At 46.6% G+C, this 13,891-nt stretch carries 14 protein-coding genes; 9 read left to right on the top strand and 5 right to left on the bottom strand.

What is annotated here, in order from left to right:
• Window positions 1-27 precede the first annotated feature (27 nt).
• On the top strand, window positions 28-1,176 hold the full coding sequence (gene kdpDN, locus M1D59_RS14785) for a KdpD-like non-kinase potassium sensor (RefSeq protein ID WP_205802273.1): 1,149 nt from the start codon (window positions 28-30) through the stop codon (window positions 1,174-1,176).
• Here kdpDN and M1D59_RS14780 read toward each other — a convergent pair.
• Window positions 1,149-1,718, bottom strand: a complete 570-nt coding sequence (locus tag M1D59_RS14780; RefSeq protein WP_101561135.1) for a methylated-DNA--[protein]-cysteine S-methyltransferase — start codon at window positions 1,716-1,718, stop codon at window positions 1,149-1,151. The two genes, kdpDN and M1D59_RS14780, sit on opposite strands and share 28 nt — an antisense overlap.
• 4 nt (window positions 1,719-1,722) lie before the next feature.
• A complete protein-coding gene (locus M1D59_RS14775) occupies window positions 1,723-2,283 on the bottom strand; it encodes a bifunctional transcriptional activator/DNA repair enzyme AdaA (RefSeq protein ID WP_101561134.1) in 561 nt (186 codons plus the stop codon).
• A 217-nt stretch (window positions 2,284-2,500) separates the two neighbouring features.
• Here M1D59_RS14775 and catA point away from each other — a divergent pair, with 217 nt between their 5' ends.
• Window positions 2,501-3,151 (top strand): type A chloramphenicol O-acetyltransferase, encoded by a 651-nt coding sequence (gene catA / locus M1D59_RS14770; protein WP_020452359.1) that lies wholly within the window; start codon window positions 2,501-2,503, stop codon window positions 3,149-3,151.
• Window positions 3,152-3,233: 82 nt separating this feature from the next.
• Here catA and M1D59_RS14765 read toward each other — a convergent pair whose 3' ends face one another.
• On the bottom strand, window positions 3,234-3,494 hold the full coding sequence (locus M1D59_RS14765; protein WP_023855347.1) for a YrhK family protein: 261 nt from the start codon (window positions 3,492-3,494) through the stop codon (window positions 3,234-3,236).
• 120 nt (window positions 3,495-3,614) lie between these two features.
• On the opposite strand from M1D59_RS14765, the gene M1D59_RS14760 reads away from it, so the two are divergent.
• The 7 genes from M1D59_RS14760 (at window position 3,615) to M1D59_RS14730 (ending at window position 12,227) form a co-directional block, all read left to right on the top strand.
• Entirely contained in the window at window positions 3,615-4,073 is a 459-nt protein-coding gene (locus M1D59_RS14760) for a hypothetical protein (protein ID WP_020452358.1), read from the top strand.
• 404 nt (window positions 4,074-4,477) lie between these two features.
• Window positions 4,478-7,264 carry a sigma 54-interacting transcriptional regulator gene (locus M1D59_RS14755; RefSeq protein WP_025811079.1) on the top strand — a complete coding sequence of 929 codons (2,787 nt, stop codon included), beginning with the start codon at window positions 4,478-4,480 and terminating at the stop codon, window positions 7,262-7,264.
• A gap of 200 nt (window positions 7,265-7,464) precedes the next feature.
• Window positions 7,465-7,902 (top strand): mannose/fructose/sorbose PTS transporter subunit IIA, encoded by a 438-nt coding sequence (locus M1D59_RS14750; protein WP_101561132.1) that lies wholly within the window; start codon window positions 7,465-7,467, stop codon window positions 7,900-7,902.
• Window positions 7,902-8,393 carry a mannose/fructose/sorbose PTS transporter subunit IIB gene (locus M1D59_RS14745; protein ID WP_023855343.1) on the top strand — a complete coding sequence of 164 codons (492 nt, stop codon included), beginning with the start codon at window positions 7,902-7,904 and terminating at the stop codon, window positions 8,391-8,393. The genes M1D59_RS14750 and M1D59_RS14745 overlap by 1 nt, the downstream gene beginning before the upstream one ends.
• 18 nt (window positions 8,394-8,411) lie before the next feature.
• The gene (locus M1D59_RS14740; RefSeq protein WP_020452354.1) at window positions 8,412-9,215 is read left to right on the top strand and encodes a PTS mannose/fructose/sorbose transporter subunit IIC; all 804 of its coding nucleotides are present in this window, start codon (window positions 8,412-8,414) and stop codon (window positions 9,213-9,215) included.
• A gap of 21 nt (window positions 9,216-9,236) precedes the next feature.
• On the top strand, window positions 9,237-10,064 hold the full coding sequence (locus M1D59_RS14735; RefSeq protein WP_020452353.1) for a PTS system mannose/fructose/sorbose family transporter subunit IID: 828 nt from the start codon (window positions 9,237-9,239) through the stop codon (window positions 10,062-10,064).
• A gap of 129 nt (window positions 10,065-10,193) precedes the next feature.
• A complete protein-coding gene (locus tag M1D59_RS14730; protein WP_023855342.1) occupies window positions 10,194-12,227 on the top strand; it encodes a GH32 C-terminal domain-containing protein in 2,034 nt (677 codons plus the stop codon).
• Window positions 12,228-12,264: 37 nt separating this feature from the next.
• Here the strand turns inward: M1D59_RS14730 and M1D59_RS14725 are convergent, their stop codons facing one another.
• Entirely contained in the window at window positions 12,265-13,059 is a 795-nt protein-coding gene (locus M1D59_RS14725) for an SDR family NAD(P)-dependent oxidoreductase (protein WP_224067379.1), read from the bottom strand.
• Window positions 13,060-13,285: 226 nt separating this feature from the next.
• A complete protein-coding gene (locus M1D59_RS14720; protein ID WP_059231398.1) occupies window positions 13,286-13,666 on the bottom strand; it encodes a hypothetical protein in 381 nt (126 codons plus the stop codon).
• Between the last annotated feature and the right edge of the window lie 225 nt (window positions 13,667-13,891).

The raw sequence follows: 13,891 nt of genomic DNA, 5'->3' as shown, positions 1-13,891 counted from the left end.
AACTTGATGGAAAACGGAGATGCTGCAATGCGGACAAAAAACACCCGTGATTATCGAAGGAAGACGCCGGGAGAACTGCTGGCCGAAATTGAACAGCTGAAAAGAGGGTATTGGACCATTTATATCGGTTCTGCGCCGGGAGTCGGAAAAACGTATCGGATGCTCCAGGAAGCGCACGATTTAAAGCGGGAAGGGATCGATGCCGTGATCGGCCTTGTCGAAACGCATCATCGAAAAGACACGGCCGCACTCGTCACAGGTTTAGAAGTCATTCCAAAACGAAACATTTCATATAAAGGGATAACGATGGGAGAAATGGATGTCGATGCGATTATTAACCGGAAGCCAGACCTTGTGCTTGTCGATGAACTGGCTCACACCAATGTGCCAGGTTCGAAAAATGAAAAGCGGTACATGGACGTTGAAGATATTTTACAGGAAGGCATCAACGTGCTGTCCGCCGTCAATATCCAGCATATCGAAAGCGTCCATGATATCGTTCAACACGTCACCGGGGTGAAAGTGAGAGAACGGATCCCGGACCGCGTATTGGAATTGGCGAATGAAGTCATCTTGATTGACGTCACTCCGGAAACATTGCAAAAGCGGCTTCAGGAAGGAAAGGTATATGAAAAACATAAGATTCAACAGGCTTTAACCCATTTTTTTACGAAAAATAATTTAGCTGCGTTGAGAGAGCTCGCCTTGCGTGAAGTTGCAGATGATGTGGATGATCGTCTGGAGCGGACGAACGGCAGCCTCCGGCCGAGGGGAACGAATGAAAAGATTTTGGTGTGCGTCCAGCACGGAAAAAATGCCGAAAAACTGATACGGCGCGGATGGAGAATCGCAAGCCGGCTGAAGGCCGATCTGCTCGTTTTAAACGTGTCGCGCACGTCAAAGGAGCAGCTGGCCCCGACAGAACGGGATAAAATCGGGCAATGGGAGACGCTCTGTGCACAATTCGGCGCCGAATTCATTTTTAAACACTCAAACAAAAGGCGCATTTCTGAAACGATCACTGATACAGCGAAACAGCACGGCATTACACAAATCGTGCTCGGCCAATCCGCCCGATCGCGATGGGAAGAAATCAGAAAAGGCTCGATTGTCAACAGCATTATGAGGCATACAGACGGAATCGACCTTCACATTGTCTCGGATGAGAAAGCTTGAGATCGGGATGCCGTTGTTAAAGGATGTTCAGCGGCGCCTGCGGCCTCCAGTATCAGCAGTTCTTTTTTCATCTCCAATCCGCCTCGGTATCCCGTGAGCTGCCCGTTTTTGCCGATAACCCGATGGCACGGCACCACTATTAACAGCGGATTTGCGCCGATCGCCGTACCTACGGCCCGGACAGCGTTCCGCTTTTGTATACGCCCGGCGATATCGGAATAGGAACGCGTGCTGCCGAAAGGAATTTCGGAGAGCGCCTGCCACACGGCTAGCTGAAAAGGCGTTCCGGCAAGGTCGACAGGAAAGCTGAAATGAGTCCGCTTGCCATCTAAATACGCCTGAATCTGCTCGGCGTATTCTGCCAATCCTTTGTCATCCCGAATGAAAACTGGCTGTGCGTACCTTTTTTCAGCCCAAGCGGCCAGCTCCCCGAATCCTTGATTCCATGCCCCTGTAAAACAGAGCCCGCGGGTAGTCGCCGCAATGTGAATCTGCGAGCGGCGGCAAGTCAGCGTACGCCAGTATACGATTTGATCTTCCATATGTTTACCTCCGTTTCATTTGCCGGTATGACGTCGGTGATTGCCCTGTTTTCTTTTTAAACAAAGCGGCAAAATAATCCGCATTCCCGATGCCTACCATTGAGGCGATTTCTGCGATCGTTCGTTCAGAATGGGCAAGCAAATCGAATGCTTTCTCAATCCTTTTCTGCAGGATGTATTCTGCCGGCGAGACGCCTTTGATTCGTTTAAACGTCCGCTGCAGATGAAAAGGGCTGATATGGCACCTGTCTGCCAAAGCTTGCAGAGACAGCGGATCGCGATAAGATTCCTCGATGATTTGCACCGCCCGCTGTGCCAGCTCTTCATCCGGCAGCAGCATCCCGGCCGGATTGCAGCGTTTGCAGGGGCGGTACCCTTCTGATAAAGCATCTTTTGCATTGAAAAAGATTTGCACATTTTCGATTTGCGGAACTCTCGATTTGCAGGAAGGGCGGCAAAATATCCCGGTCGTTTTGACCGCGTAATAAAAAACTCCGTCATAGGCGGAATCGTTTTCCGTAATCGCCCGCCACCTTTCAGGCGTCAATCGTGATTTGCTGTTCATATCTTCACCCCGATCTATGTCAGTATAACCTAAATGACAGCCGGAGGTGGAGAGGCGGGGAATGGCACAGCAAGAAGACAAAGAAGAAGAGGGACGGTTGCCTGCGTCTCCGAAACGCGCTACAATTCATTTGCAATACAGGATGAGGTGAGAATATTGCCGAAATCAGAGAAGCAGGCCTCCTAAAATAAAAAAGCTATATTTTAGGAGGTGAAACATGAATTTTCAAACAATCGATCTCGACACTTGGTATAGAAAATCTTATTTTGACCATTACATGAAGGAAGCGAAATGTTCTTTCAGTATAACGACAAACGTCAATGTGACCAATTTGCTTGCCGTGCTCAAGAAAAAGAAGATCAAGCTGTACCCGGTTTTTATTTATATCGTATCAAGGGCCATTCATTCGCGTCCTGAGTTTAGAACAACTTTTAACGACAAAGGACAGCTGGGATATTGGGAACAAATGCACCCGTGCTATACGATTTTTCATCAGGACGACCAAACGTTTTCCGCCCTCTGGACAGAATACTCAAATGATTTCTCGCGGTTTTATCGTCAATATCTTCAGGATGCCGAGCGCTTTGGAGACAAAAAGGGCTTATGGGCTAAGCCGGACATCCCGCCCAATGCGTTTTCAGTTTCTTCTATTCCATGGGTGCGCTTTACAAACTTTAATTTAAACCTAGATAACAGCGAACACTTGCTGCCGATTATTACAAACGGGAAATACTTTTCAGAAGGCGGTGAAACATTTTTGCCGGTTTCCCTGCAAGTACACCATGCAGTGTGTGACGGCTATCATGCCGGCGCTTTTATGAACGAGTTGGAACGGCTTGCCGCCGATTGTGAGGAGTGGCTTATGTGACAGAGGAAAGGCCGATTGGATTCGGCCTTTTTTATATGCACTTCTTAGCGGGTCTCCTACCATCTCTCCCTGCTGTTTAAATTTACTCACGGGATTTGGAACGCCGGCTCTCAACAAACTTCCGGTAATGAAAATCATGAACCAAACGGATCGTCGGCCTGATTAACAGCTGAAAGCTGCCGATCACAAACATCCATATTCCCGCCGGCTTCAGTTCCTCGAAGAAAAAACAGAAGCTCCCGACAAGGAATAAAAGACCGATAAGAAAATCGTTTAATGTATGAAGAACTTTGTATCTTTTTTTGAAAAAGAGTTCGTATCGATCATTGTGGTTTTGCGGCATTGCTTGATCCCTCCAGTCCTTTTATTACCCTGCCGGAAGCAGGAGTGAAACGTCGGTATGCATAGGATTTATGAATAAGGAAAAACATATAGGGACATCGACCATCGAGGAGTGAAAAATATGCGGCTATTCATATGTGCATTGTGCCTGTTCAGCATGATTGTTCCGACAATTGAAACGAGAGCGCTGACGTTTGAAGAATTGCCGGTTAAACAGGCTTCAAAACAATGGGAAGTTCAAATCGGTAAAGCCGAAGCAAAAAACGGAATGGCGAAGCCGGAAAAAGGTAGCTTTCATACTTATGCTGTCGAAATCAAAAACATTGGACACGATGTAGCTTCGGCGGAAATTTATCTCTATCGGAATGAACCCAATTCTTCAACGAAATTTTCGCTTTGGAATATTCCTCACGACAATGCGGTCTCTTTAGCCAAAAGCTTAAATGACGGAAGCCCTGTCAAGCACCGGAATTTGCTATTGGCAGAGAATGCGACCGAATTGGAAGTGGACTTGATTTGGACGGAAAAAGGGAGCGAAGGCAGACTTTTAAAGGAATCGTTTATTTTCAAAGGGAGATGAATCATAAAGATAGAGGCCGTTGAACCGTCAACGGCCTTTTTTGTGAAAGTTAAGGCAGCCGGTCGTTCGGCCAACATAGTATCGAAGTGAACGTTGATCAGCAGAGCTTTCACAAAACATTTACATTTAGAGAAAAATACAGGATGTTTTCACCAATATTTTCTCAATAATGATACACTATTGACAAGCTGCTACTTTGGGTGGGGTGTTTCTGTGGATTCTGATGAAGCAAAAACACCAGACTGTGTCATGAGAGCACGAACAAATCGATATAAAAGTAGGAGAGTCAGGATTGTCAAACTGTAAAAGATCTTTTTTTATCCCGTGATTCGGCTTTAAAGTTCTGAATCTTCAAGAAGTTTGCCGCCTTTTTGCTGATCAATCGAGAACAAAGGATGATACATATGAAAAGAATAGATAAAATCTACCATCAGCTGCTGGATAATTTTCGCGAAACGAATATCCATCAGCTTTTAAAGATACAAGGGAATTCGGCTCAAGAAATCGCCGGTCAGCTGCAAATGGAGCGTTCAAATGTCAGCTTTGAATTAAACAATCTCGTTCGTGCCAAAAAGGTGATCAAGATTAAAACGTTCCCTGTGCGCTATGTCCCGGTGGAAATCGTTGAAAACATCTTGAACATCAAATGGAACTCAGAGTTGATGGAGGTTGAAGAACTGAAGCGGCTGGCTGACGGCCAAAAAAAGCCGGCGCGCAACATGTCCGCCGATCCCCTCGAGCTCATGATCGGGGCTAAAGGGAGCTTGAAAAAGGCAATCTCTCAGGCGAAAGCGGCTGTCTTTTATCCTCCGCACGGCTTGCACATGCTGCTGCTCGGTCCGACGGGTTCAGGTAAATCGCTGTTTGCGAACCGGATCTACCAGTTCGCCGTTTATTCGGACATATTGAAGCCCGATTCCCCGTTCATCACATTCAACTGTGCCGATTATTATAACAATCCTCAATTATTGCTCTCGCAATTGTTCGGACATAAAAAAGGGTCGTTTACAGGTGCCGGCGAAGACAAAGCAGGATTAGTCGAACAGGCGGACGGGGGCATTCTGTTTATGGATGAAATTCATCGTCTCCCGCCGGAGGGGCAGGAAATGCTGTTTTATTTCATTGACAGCGGCACATACAACAGGCTTGGTGAAACAGAGCATAAGCGAACGGCAAAAGTCCTGTTTATCTGCGCAACAACAGAAAACCCGAGTTCTGCATTGCTGAAGACATTTTTACGGAGAATTCCGATGACCGTACATATTCCGTCGCTCGATGAACGCTCCCTTGGAGAAAGAGTGGAGCTGACAACGTTTTTATTGGGGAAAGAAGCAGAGCGGATCAAGAAAAACTTAAATGTTCATATCGACGTCTATAATGCATTGATTCATTCTGCAAAATTCGGAAATGTCGGGCAGCTGAAATCAAATGTGCAGCTGGTCTGTGCGCACGGATTTTTAAATAACCTTGACAAAGACGAGGTTGTTGAACTGACCGTCCGGGATCTTCCCGATGAGATTAAACAGGACTGGATGTCCAGCAGCAAAAATATCGAACGGAGCAAAATGATTTCTGAATACGTCAACATTACAACGATCATCTCTCCGATTGTGGAAGATGATACAACGAAAATCGATGACTCATTTAACTTATACCATGTTATAGAAGAAAAAGCGAAAATCCTGAATAAAGAAGGCTTAACAAAAAAACAAATCAATCAATATATTTTAACGGATATTCATTTGCACGTCAGAAGCTTTTTTAATCAGAAAATGCTTCAAAACCACAGCTTGCTCAAATTCGTTGAAGACGACGTGATTCAGATGACGAAAGAATTAAAGGAAGTCGCTGAACATGAGTTAGACTGCAAATTCGACCGTAAATTCATCTATTTCCTGAGCATGCACATCGCCGCATTTTTAAAGCGCGGAAAACAGATTGATGTTTTAAACCCGCAGGAAACAGATGAAATCAGGGAAACCCATGTGAAAGAATATGAGGTCGCACTGATTTTCAAAGATAAAATTCAAGCGTATTTTAAAGTAACCGTTCCGGAAATCGAAGTCATCTACTTGACGATGCTGATTCAGTCGATTAAATCATGGAAAGAAAACAAAAGGACGGGCATTGTCGTGGCGGCCCATGGAAACAGCACGGCGAGCTCTATGGTTGAAGTAGCCACTGAACTGCTGGGGAGCACCCCGATTGCTGCGGTTGATATGCCTTTGACCGTTTCACCTGCGGAAATCGTAAGCAGTCTGGCGGAGAAAGTGAAGCAGGTTGATGAAGGAGAAGGCGTATTAATGCTTGTCGACATGGGATCGCTTGCGATGCTGGAAACAAGGCTCGAACAACAAACGGGCGTAAAAATAAAAACGATCAGCAATGTTACGACATCGATGGTGCTTGATGCTGTCCGCAAGGTGAATTATTTGAATTTGAATTTGCACGCCATCTATGATTCGGTTACAAAGGATTTCATCGATTTATGGGCCGATAAACCGCGGGTCTCAGGCAAAAAGAAGGCGATCGTCTCCATTTGCACGACAGGCGGCGGAACGGCGAAAAAGCTCGAAGAGATCTTAACAGCAATCGTGAGCAGGACATCAGATGAACAAATCAGCATTTTGACGGTGTCATCGATCAAATTAGCAAGCCGCATGAAAGAAATTGAAAAAGCGTATGAGATCCTTGCCACGGTGGGCACGAAGAATCCTAAAATCGATGCTCCGCACGTGCCTTTAGAAGTATTGATTGAAGGCGAAGGAGAAAAAGTGATTCAGCAAGTGATTGGAAACGGCAATGTCCCTGCGAGCGGCGGATTATCCGGTAAAAATGTGGTGGTGAAGGAGCTGTGCGAAGACAGCCTGAAAAAATATCTTGTCTTTTTGAATCCCTATCATATGATAGACATGCTGTTGGAGTGGCTTCAGACGGTTCAAGACGAACTGCGCATCACATTCAGCAACGCGGTGCTGATCAAAGTCATCATGCATACCGCTTTTGCTTTTGAAAGGGTGATCAAACAGAATCCGATCGCTTTTCCTGAGGAAGAAGAAATGAATGATCAGCTTCAAAACGTTCTTCACATCACAGAGAAAACATTAAAGCCTTACGAAGAAAAGCTTGGACTCGCGATCAGCGAAGATGAAAAAATATTTATCGCGACCATCTTTTCTGAAGAGTTATAGCTGTTTTCCATGAGCGATTTTTTCAGGTAAACCTGTATTAAGTGGAATCCCATTTTAATACAGGTTTATTTTTATGCTTGAATGTGTTTCAAACTTGAAAATCATTCGTCTTGAGATGCAGTGAAAGCGCTTAATACAACTTTGTTGGCACGATCCTTGCATTATAAATAAGCGAACGAAAAAAGAAAGGAGCAATGTACATGATTACAGTCATTATCAGCGGCCACGGAAACTTTCCCACAGCATTAAAAGAATCTTCAGCGATGATATTCGGAGAAGAAGACAGCCTGATCGCGGTGCCGTTTCTGAAAGGGGAAGGCATTCAGACACTGCAAGAAAAATATCATCAGACGCTGAAGGACATTCCGGAGGAACACGAGGTGCTTTTTTTAGTGGATATTTTCGGCGGGACGCCATACAACGCAGCGACTCCTTACATCGCGAAGGAGCGGAGATTCGATATGGCAGCCGGCGTGAACCTGCCGATTTTGTTAGAGGCATTGAGCTTGAGGGAGCATATGCCGCTCAAACAACTGCTGAACCAGTTGAAAAAGATGAGCCGGGAATGCTTCCAAATCTGCAGCGAGCAATTGGAAAAATTCAGTCAGTCTAATCAGGGAAGAGAGGATGAATTGTAATGAAAATCGTTTTAGCAAGAATTGATGACCGCTTTATTCACGGCCAAGTATTAACAAGATGGATTAAAATCCACGCTGCTGACCGCATTATCGTCGTCTCTGATGAGGTGGCGCAGGACGAAATGAGAAAAACGCTGATCCTTTCTGTCGCACCTTCAAATGTGAAAGCCAGCGCCGTTTCGATCTCCAAAATGGCCAAAGCGTTTCACAGTCCGCGGTACGAAGATACGACGGCAATGCTGTTATTCGAAAATCCGGGCGACATTGTTTCTTTAATCGAAGCAGGTGTTCCGATCGAAACAGTCAATGTCGGCGGGATGCGCTTCGAGAATAACCGCAGGCAAATCACGAAATCGGTAAGCGTGACTGAAAAGGACATCAAATCGTTTGAACAATTGCACGGATTGGGCGTGAAGCTGGAACTGAGGCAGCTGCCGTCAGATTCGAGCGAAGACTTTATGCAGATTTTAAGAAACGCAATAAAATCCTAGAAGGAGGGTTCTAAAGCCATGTCAACGATTCAAATTATTTTGCTGCTCGTCATTGCAGCTATAACAGGTATCGGTAGTGTATTGGACGAAGGGCAGACACACCGTCCGCTGATTGCCTGCACGTTGGTCGGCCTGGTTCTCGGGGATCTGAAAACAGGCATCATTCTCGGCGGAACGCTGGAGCTGATGGCGCTTGGCTGGATGAACGTCGGTCTTGCAATGGCCCCCGATACGGCTATCGCTTCCGTGATTTCGACCATTTTAGTGATTACCGCCGATCAGGGAGTCGGTGAAGGGATTGCCGTCGCGGTGGCTTTGGCTGCTGCGGGTCAGGCGCTGACGATTTTCGTCAGGACGATCACCGTATTTTTAATTCACCGTGCCGACAAATACGCAAAGGATGGCAATTTTAAAGGAATTGAAATCATGCATATTACCGCCATGGCGTTTCAGGCGCTGCGCGTTATGATTCCGACATTGATTGTGGCTCTGATCAGTGTCAGCGCTGTTCAGGCGTTTTTGGGAAATATTCCGGACGTCATCACAAAAGGTTTGCAAATAGGCGGGGGGATTATCGTTGTTGTCGGATATGCGATGGTCATCAACATGATGAACATTCCGTATTTGAAGCCGTTTTTCTATATCGGTTTTTTGCTGGCCGCGTTTACCGATTTCAATTTAGTCGGCTTCGGTGCCCTCGGGCTTTGTCTGGCATTTTTATATCAGCAAGTGATGCAAAAAAATCATGCGCAGGGGGCGGTGGCTGCCGCCAGTGACAGCAGCGTTGCTGCATATGATGATGACGATGATCTGGATGCTTAACTATTGAAGGAGGGACGAATAATGAGCACAGAAAAAAGGTTAACAAAGAAAGAGATTTTCAGTATGTTTATCCGCTCAAACTTTTTGCTCGGATCATTTAACTTTGAGCGTGTACAGGCGCTCGGCTACTGCTACGTCATGATTCCGGCGATCAAAAAATTGTACGGTCCGGGAGCGAAACGGAGCGAAGCGCTCCAGCGCCACTTGGAATGGTTTAATACGCATCCGTGGCTGACAGCGCCGATATTCGGCGTGACCGCTGCGATGGAAGAAGAAATGGCCAACAATAAAAAGATTGATGCCAAAGCGATTAATGGAATGAAAATCGGCTTAATGGGCCCGTTGGCAGGTGTGGGCGACCCGATTTTCTGGGGGACGCTGCGTCCCGTTCTGGCAGCCTTGGGAGCGTCGCTTGCTTTAAGCGGAAACATCGCCGGCCCGCTTTTGTTTTTCTTTTTAATCAACGCGATCAGGTTAAGTACAAAATACTACGGGTTAAAGTACGGCTATGTGAAAGGCATGGAAATTTTGCAGGACTTGGTCGGGAACCGCATTCAGAAACTGACGGAAGGCGCTTCAATACTCGGGCTGTTTGTGATGGGAGCGCTCGTTTCCAAGTGGACGACGATCAATATCCCGATCGTCGTGTCGAGAATTAAAGATGATGCAGGCAAAGTCGATGTACAGACCGTGCAAAACATTTTAGACAGCATCATGCCGGGGGTACTGCCTCTAGGATTGACATTGCTCGCTGCCTGGATGCTTCGCAAAGGGGTGAATCCTCTTCTCATGATTTTCGGTATTTTTATCATCGGGATTGTCGGCTATTGGGCTGGCTTTTTGGCATAAAATGATTTAGTTGTTCTTTTCTTAGCTTTTGGAGAGGCAGGTCCATTCGGCCGCAAAAAGGGGGAGGCTGTTTGGACTTCCTGCCTTAACCGTCACTAAAAACCGTGTGAAGAAGAGGGGAGAAAAGGGATGAAAAAGAGAATGATTCAGATGGGGATCATAGGGGCTATGATGTTTCCGGAAGCCTTTTCCGCAGCTGCGGCCGACCCGGACTACTATAACGAGGATCATCGGCCCAAGTATCATTTCACGCCGGAAGCAAACTGGATGAATGACCCGAACGGGATGGTGTATTACGCGGGGGAATATCATCTGTTTTATCAATATCATCCGTATGGCTTGCGCTGGGGGCCGATGCATTGGGGGCACGCAGTAAGCAAAGATTTGGTCAAGTGGGAGCATTTGCCGGTCGCGCTGTATCCGGATGAAAAAGGGACAATTTTTTCGGGAAGCGCTGTCGTCGATCGGCATAATACAACAGGGTTTCAAACAGGGACGGAGAAGCCGCTCGTTGCCATTTATACGCAGGACCGGGACGGGGAACAAGTACAAAGCATCGCCTACAGCAATGACAAAGGCAGGACATGGACGAAGTACTCAGGCAACCCCGTCATTCCAAATCCGGGAAAAAGAGATTTCCGAGATCCGAAAGTCGTTTGGCACAAACAGACGAAAAAGTGGGTGATGGTGCTTGCGGGCGGCGACCGAATTTTAATCTATACATCGCCTGACCTGAAGCACTGGACATATGCGAGCGAATTCGGCGAAGGAGAAGGCAGCCATGGAGGCGTGTGGGAATGTCCGGATCTGTTTGAGCTTCCTGTAGAGGGCAGACCGAATGAAACGAAATGGGTGATGCAAGTCAGTGTTGGAGACGGTGCTGTCTCAGGAGGATCAGGCATGCAATATTTCGTCGGAAGCTTTGACGGCACAACCTTTAAAAATGAAAACCCGCCGAATCGCGTATTATGGACAGATTACGGCAAAGACTTCTACGCAGCTGTCAGCTGGTCTGATATCCCGCGGTCTGACGGGCGAAGGCTTTGGTTAGGATGGATGAGCAATTGGCAATACGCAAACGATGTTCCCACTTCCCCGTGGAGAAGCGCAATGTCTATCCCGAGAGAACTAAAATTGAAAGCGTTTTCCGAAGGATTCAGAATTGTTCAGGCTCCGGTAACTGAGCTGAAGTCGATCAGGGGTGCATCGCAAATGTGGAAAAACAAGATCATTTCACCTCGAAACAGAAATTTTTTGAAAGCGCTGTCAGATAATGCGTACGAAATCAATGCGGAATTTCAAGTAAATACCGGAACTGCGGCCGAATTTGGCTTTAAAGTCCGAACAGGGGAAAACCAATATACGAAAATCGGCTACAGCAAAAACAGCGCTTCACTGTTCGTCGACCGAAGCCAATCCGGAAACGTCTCCTTTAATCCGAACTTTAACACCGGAAAGCATGCGGCCCCGCTGCAACCGGTCGGTGGGAAGGTGAAGATGCGCATTTATGTCGACCGCTCTTCAGTTGAAGTATTCGGCAACGACGGGAGGCAGGTGATCACCGACATTATTCTGCCGGACCGATCCAGTAAAGGGCTTGAAGTATACGCATCTAACGGGTTTGTCAAGCTGAATTCAATGACGGTTCATCCTCTGAAAAACGTATGGGGAACGTCACCCTTTCAATCGAATTTGACCGGCTGGACGACCGTAAACGGTGTATGGGCCGACACGATTGATGGAAAACAAGGGCGATCTGACGGGGATTCGTTCATTTTATCTTCAGCAAAAGGAACAGATTTCACATATGAAGCAGATGTCACGGTAAAGGATGGAAATGGCAGAGGGGCGGGTGCTCTCGTGTTTCGGGCCGACAAGGATGTTCAAAACGGATATCTTGCCAATGTGGATGCCAAGCATGATGTGGTGAAGTTTTTCAAATTTGAAAACGGCTCGGCCTCTGTTATTGCCGAACACCGCACACCGATAGAAACCGGCCGGAAATATCACCTGAAGGCGGTGGCCCGCGATTCCAACTTTCATATTTACTTGGACGGCCGATTGGTGATAAGTGCTCGGGATTCCACGTTTACCGAGGGAGCATTTGGCTTGAATGCATGGGATGCGACCGCAGTCTTCCAACATGTTTATGCTGATCGATAACGATGAAGCTGGAATGCCGGGCATTCCAGCCTTTCATTTAAAAGACGCTGCGGACCAATCCGCCGTCCGCCCGCAAGGCTGCACCATTGATCGGCGAGGAAAGCGGACTGCTTAAAAAGGTGACAAAGTGCGCGATTTCTTCCGGCCGAATCAGCCTTTGTATGATAGAGGTCGGCCGGTTTTCTTTCATAAACCGCCTTTCCGCTTCTTCGATCGTCAGGTTTTCATCTGGATAAAGAGTCTTCAGCATCGTTTCAACGCCTTCGGTTAAGGTTGAGCCCGGCATAACGGTATTGACAGTCACATTTGTACCCGTAGCAAGCTCTGCCAAGCTCCGGGAAATCGAAAGCTGCATCGTTTTTGTTGCGCTGTAATGCGCCATTTCCTGTGACGGCATAACCGCAGCTTCGCTCGCAATAAAAATGACCCGGCCTTCTTTTTTCTCGATCATGCTTTGCAAATATCTCCGCGAGAGCCTTACTCCGCTCATAATATTCACTTCGAAAAAGCGGAACCAATCCTCATCCGGAATCTCAAAATATTCCGCCGGCTCAAAAATTCCTAAATTATTAATGAGAATATCAACATGCGGGAACGCTGCTATTAGGTCTTGACACCCTTTCTCAGTGCCAAGATCATAAGGGGCCGGATGAAGAACAGCCTCGGGGAATTGGCCTTTCAATTCGTCTATTATTTGATTGACCTTGTCTTGCCGGCGTCCGTTAATGATGACAGACGCACCTTCTTTCGCAAGTGAAGCGGCAATCGCTTTGCCGATTCCGGACGTTGATCCGGTCACCAATGCTGTTTTTCCTCGTATGTTCAGGTTCATCATGGATCCCTCCGTTTTCTTTTCAGTATAAACAGAACAATGTCATACAAAACATCATTCATGATTATGGAACAGAAGAACCCGAAACGGAAGTACGCACTTTAAAGTTATATAGGCACTTTTTTGTGCCCCCTCAGTTTAAAGAGGGGACCGTTTGTTTGACCAGGCAAAAAAAGCATCAAAAAACCGCCGTCTGTAAACGGCGGGCTTACTGTTTATGGGGAATTCAATCATAGCAAGTAACGGTGATGTATGTATCGTTCCCTTTAAACAGAACGAGTTCTGCTTTTTTGTTCGCGCCATCTGTAAAATCGCTGACATCGATCACCGGACTGTTGCTTTTCGGTCCGACGTAGATATTTTTTCTAACGATTTCGGGAGTGCTTCCCGCCCCGTCAACTTCATACAGCGTAAAAGTAAAGCCATAAAAGCTGTTGTTGTGAAAATAAAATTTCCCTCCGCCTGATTTAATGATCGGAGTCTGCGATGTCATGCCGTATGTGCCGATATTATCCCATACACCGGCACCTGCTGCAGACGCAGAAGAAAAAGGCAAAAGCAAACACGCCAAAGTGAGCAGTAAGGCACCGATTTTGCTGAATTTCATGATTGGTCCTCCTTTTTAGTCACTACACTGGGGATTGTATCATTCATCACAGATGAAAGAATGAGGCATTGTTCCCTGAAAAATTGGGTTTATCTTTTTACGCGATGCACTTTTTGCAAGCGGCATCCATAAATTGTGCTTTTATTAAGAAAAAAGGCCGATCATGGTGCTGCGGCGCTGTAACAAATGAAGCTGATATCCCATGAAGGCCTCCGCGGTTTTTCG

The organism is Bacillus sp. PK6-026 (assembly GCF_054161455.1).
Note: the sequence above shows the minus strand (reverse complement) of the source record. Positions and strands in the feature narration are given on the sequence as shown.

Bases quoted from the DNA above. Each gene is read 5' to 3' on its own strand.
- kdpDN (WP_205802273.1), top strand. From the start codon at position 28: ATGCGGACAAAAAACACCCGTGATTATCGAAGGAAGACGCCGGGAGAA.
- M1D59_RS14780 (WP_101561135.1), bottom strand. From the start codon at position 1,718: ATGGAAGATCAAATCGTATACTGGCGTACGCTGACTTGCCGCCGCTCG.
- M1D59_RS14775 (WP_101561134.1), bottom strand. From the start codon at position 2,283: ATGAACAGCAAATCACGATTGACGCCTGAAAGGTGGCGGGCGATTACG.
- catA (WP_020452359.1), top strand. From the start codon at position 2,501: ATGAATTTTCAAACAATCGATCTCGACACTTGGTATAGAAAATCTTAT.
- M1D59_RS14765 (WP_023855347.1), bottom strand. From the start codon at position 3,494: ATGCCGCAAAACCACAATGATCGATACGAACTCTTTTTCAAAAAAAGA.
- M1D59_RS14760 (WP_020452358.1), top strand. From the start codon at position 3,615: ATGCGGCTATTCATATGTGCATTGTGCCTGTTCAGCATGATTGTTCCG.
- M1D59_RS14755 (WP_025811079.1), top strand. From the start codon at position 4,478: ATGAAAAGAATAGATAAAATCTACCATCAGCTGCTGGATAATTTTCGC.
- M1D59_RS14750 (WP_101561132.1), top strand. From the start codon at position 7,465: ATGATTACAGTCATTATCAGCGGCCACGGAAACTTTCCCACAGCATTA.
- M1D59_RS14745 (WP_023855343.1), top strand. From the start codon at position 7,902: ATGAAAATCGTTTTAGCAAGAATTGATGACCGCTTTATTCACGGCCAA.
- M1D59_RS14740 (WP_020452354.1), top strand. From the start codon at position 8,412: ATGTCAACGATTCAAATTATTTTGCTGCTCGTCATTGCAGCTATAACA.
- M1D59_RS14735 (WP_020452353.1), top strand. From the start codon at position 9,237: ATGAGCACAGAAAAAAGGTTAACAAAGAAAGAGATTTTCAGTATGTTT.
- M1D59_RS14730 (WP_023855342.1), top strand. From the start codon at position 10,194: ATGAAAAAGAGAATGATTCAGATGGGGATCATAGGGGCTATGATGTTT.
- M1D59_RS14725 (WP_224067379.1), bottom strand. From the start codon at position 13,059: ATGAACCTGAACATACGAGGAAAAACAGCATTGGTGACCGGATCAACG.
- M1D59_RS14720 (WP_059231398.1), bottom strand. From the start codon at position 13,666: ATGAAATTCAGCAAAATCGGTGCCTTACTGCTCACTTTGGCGTGTTTG.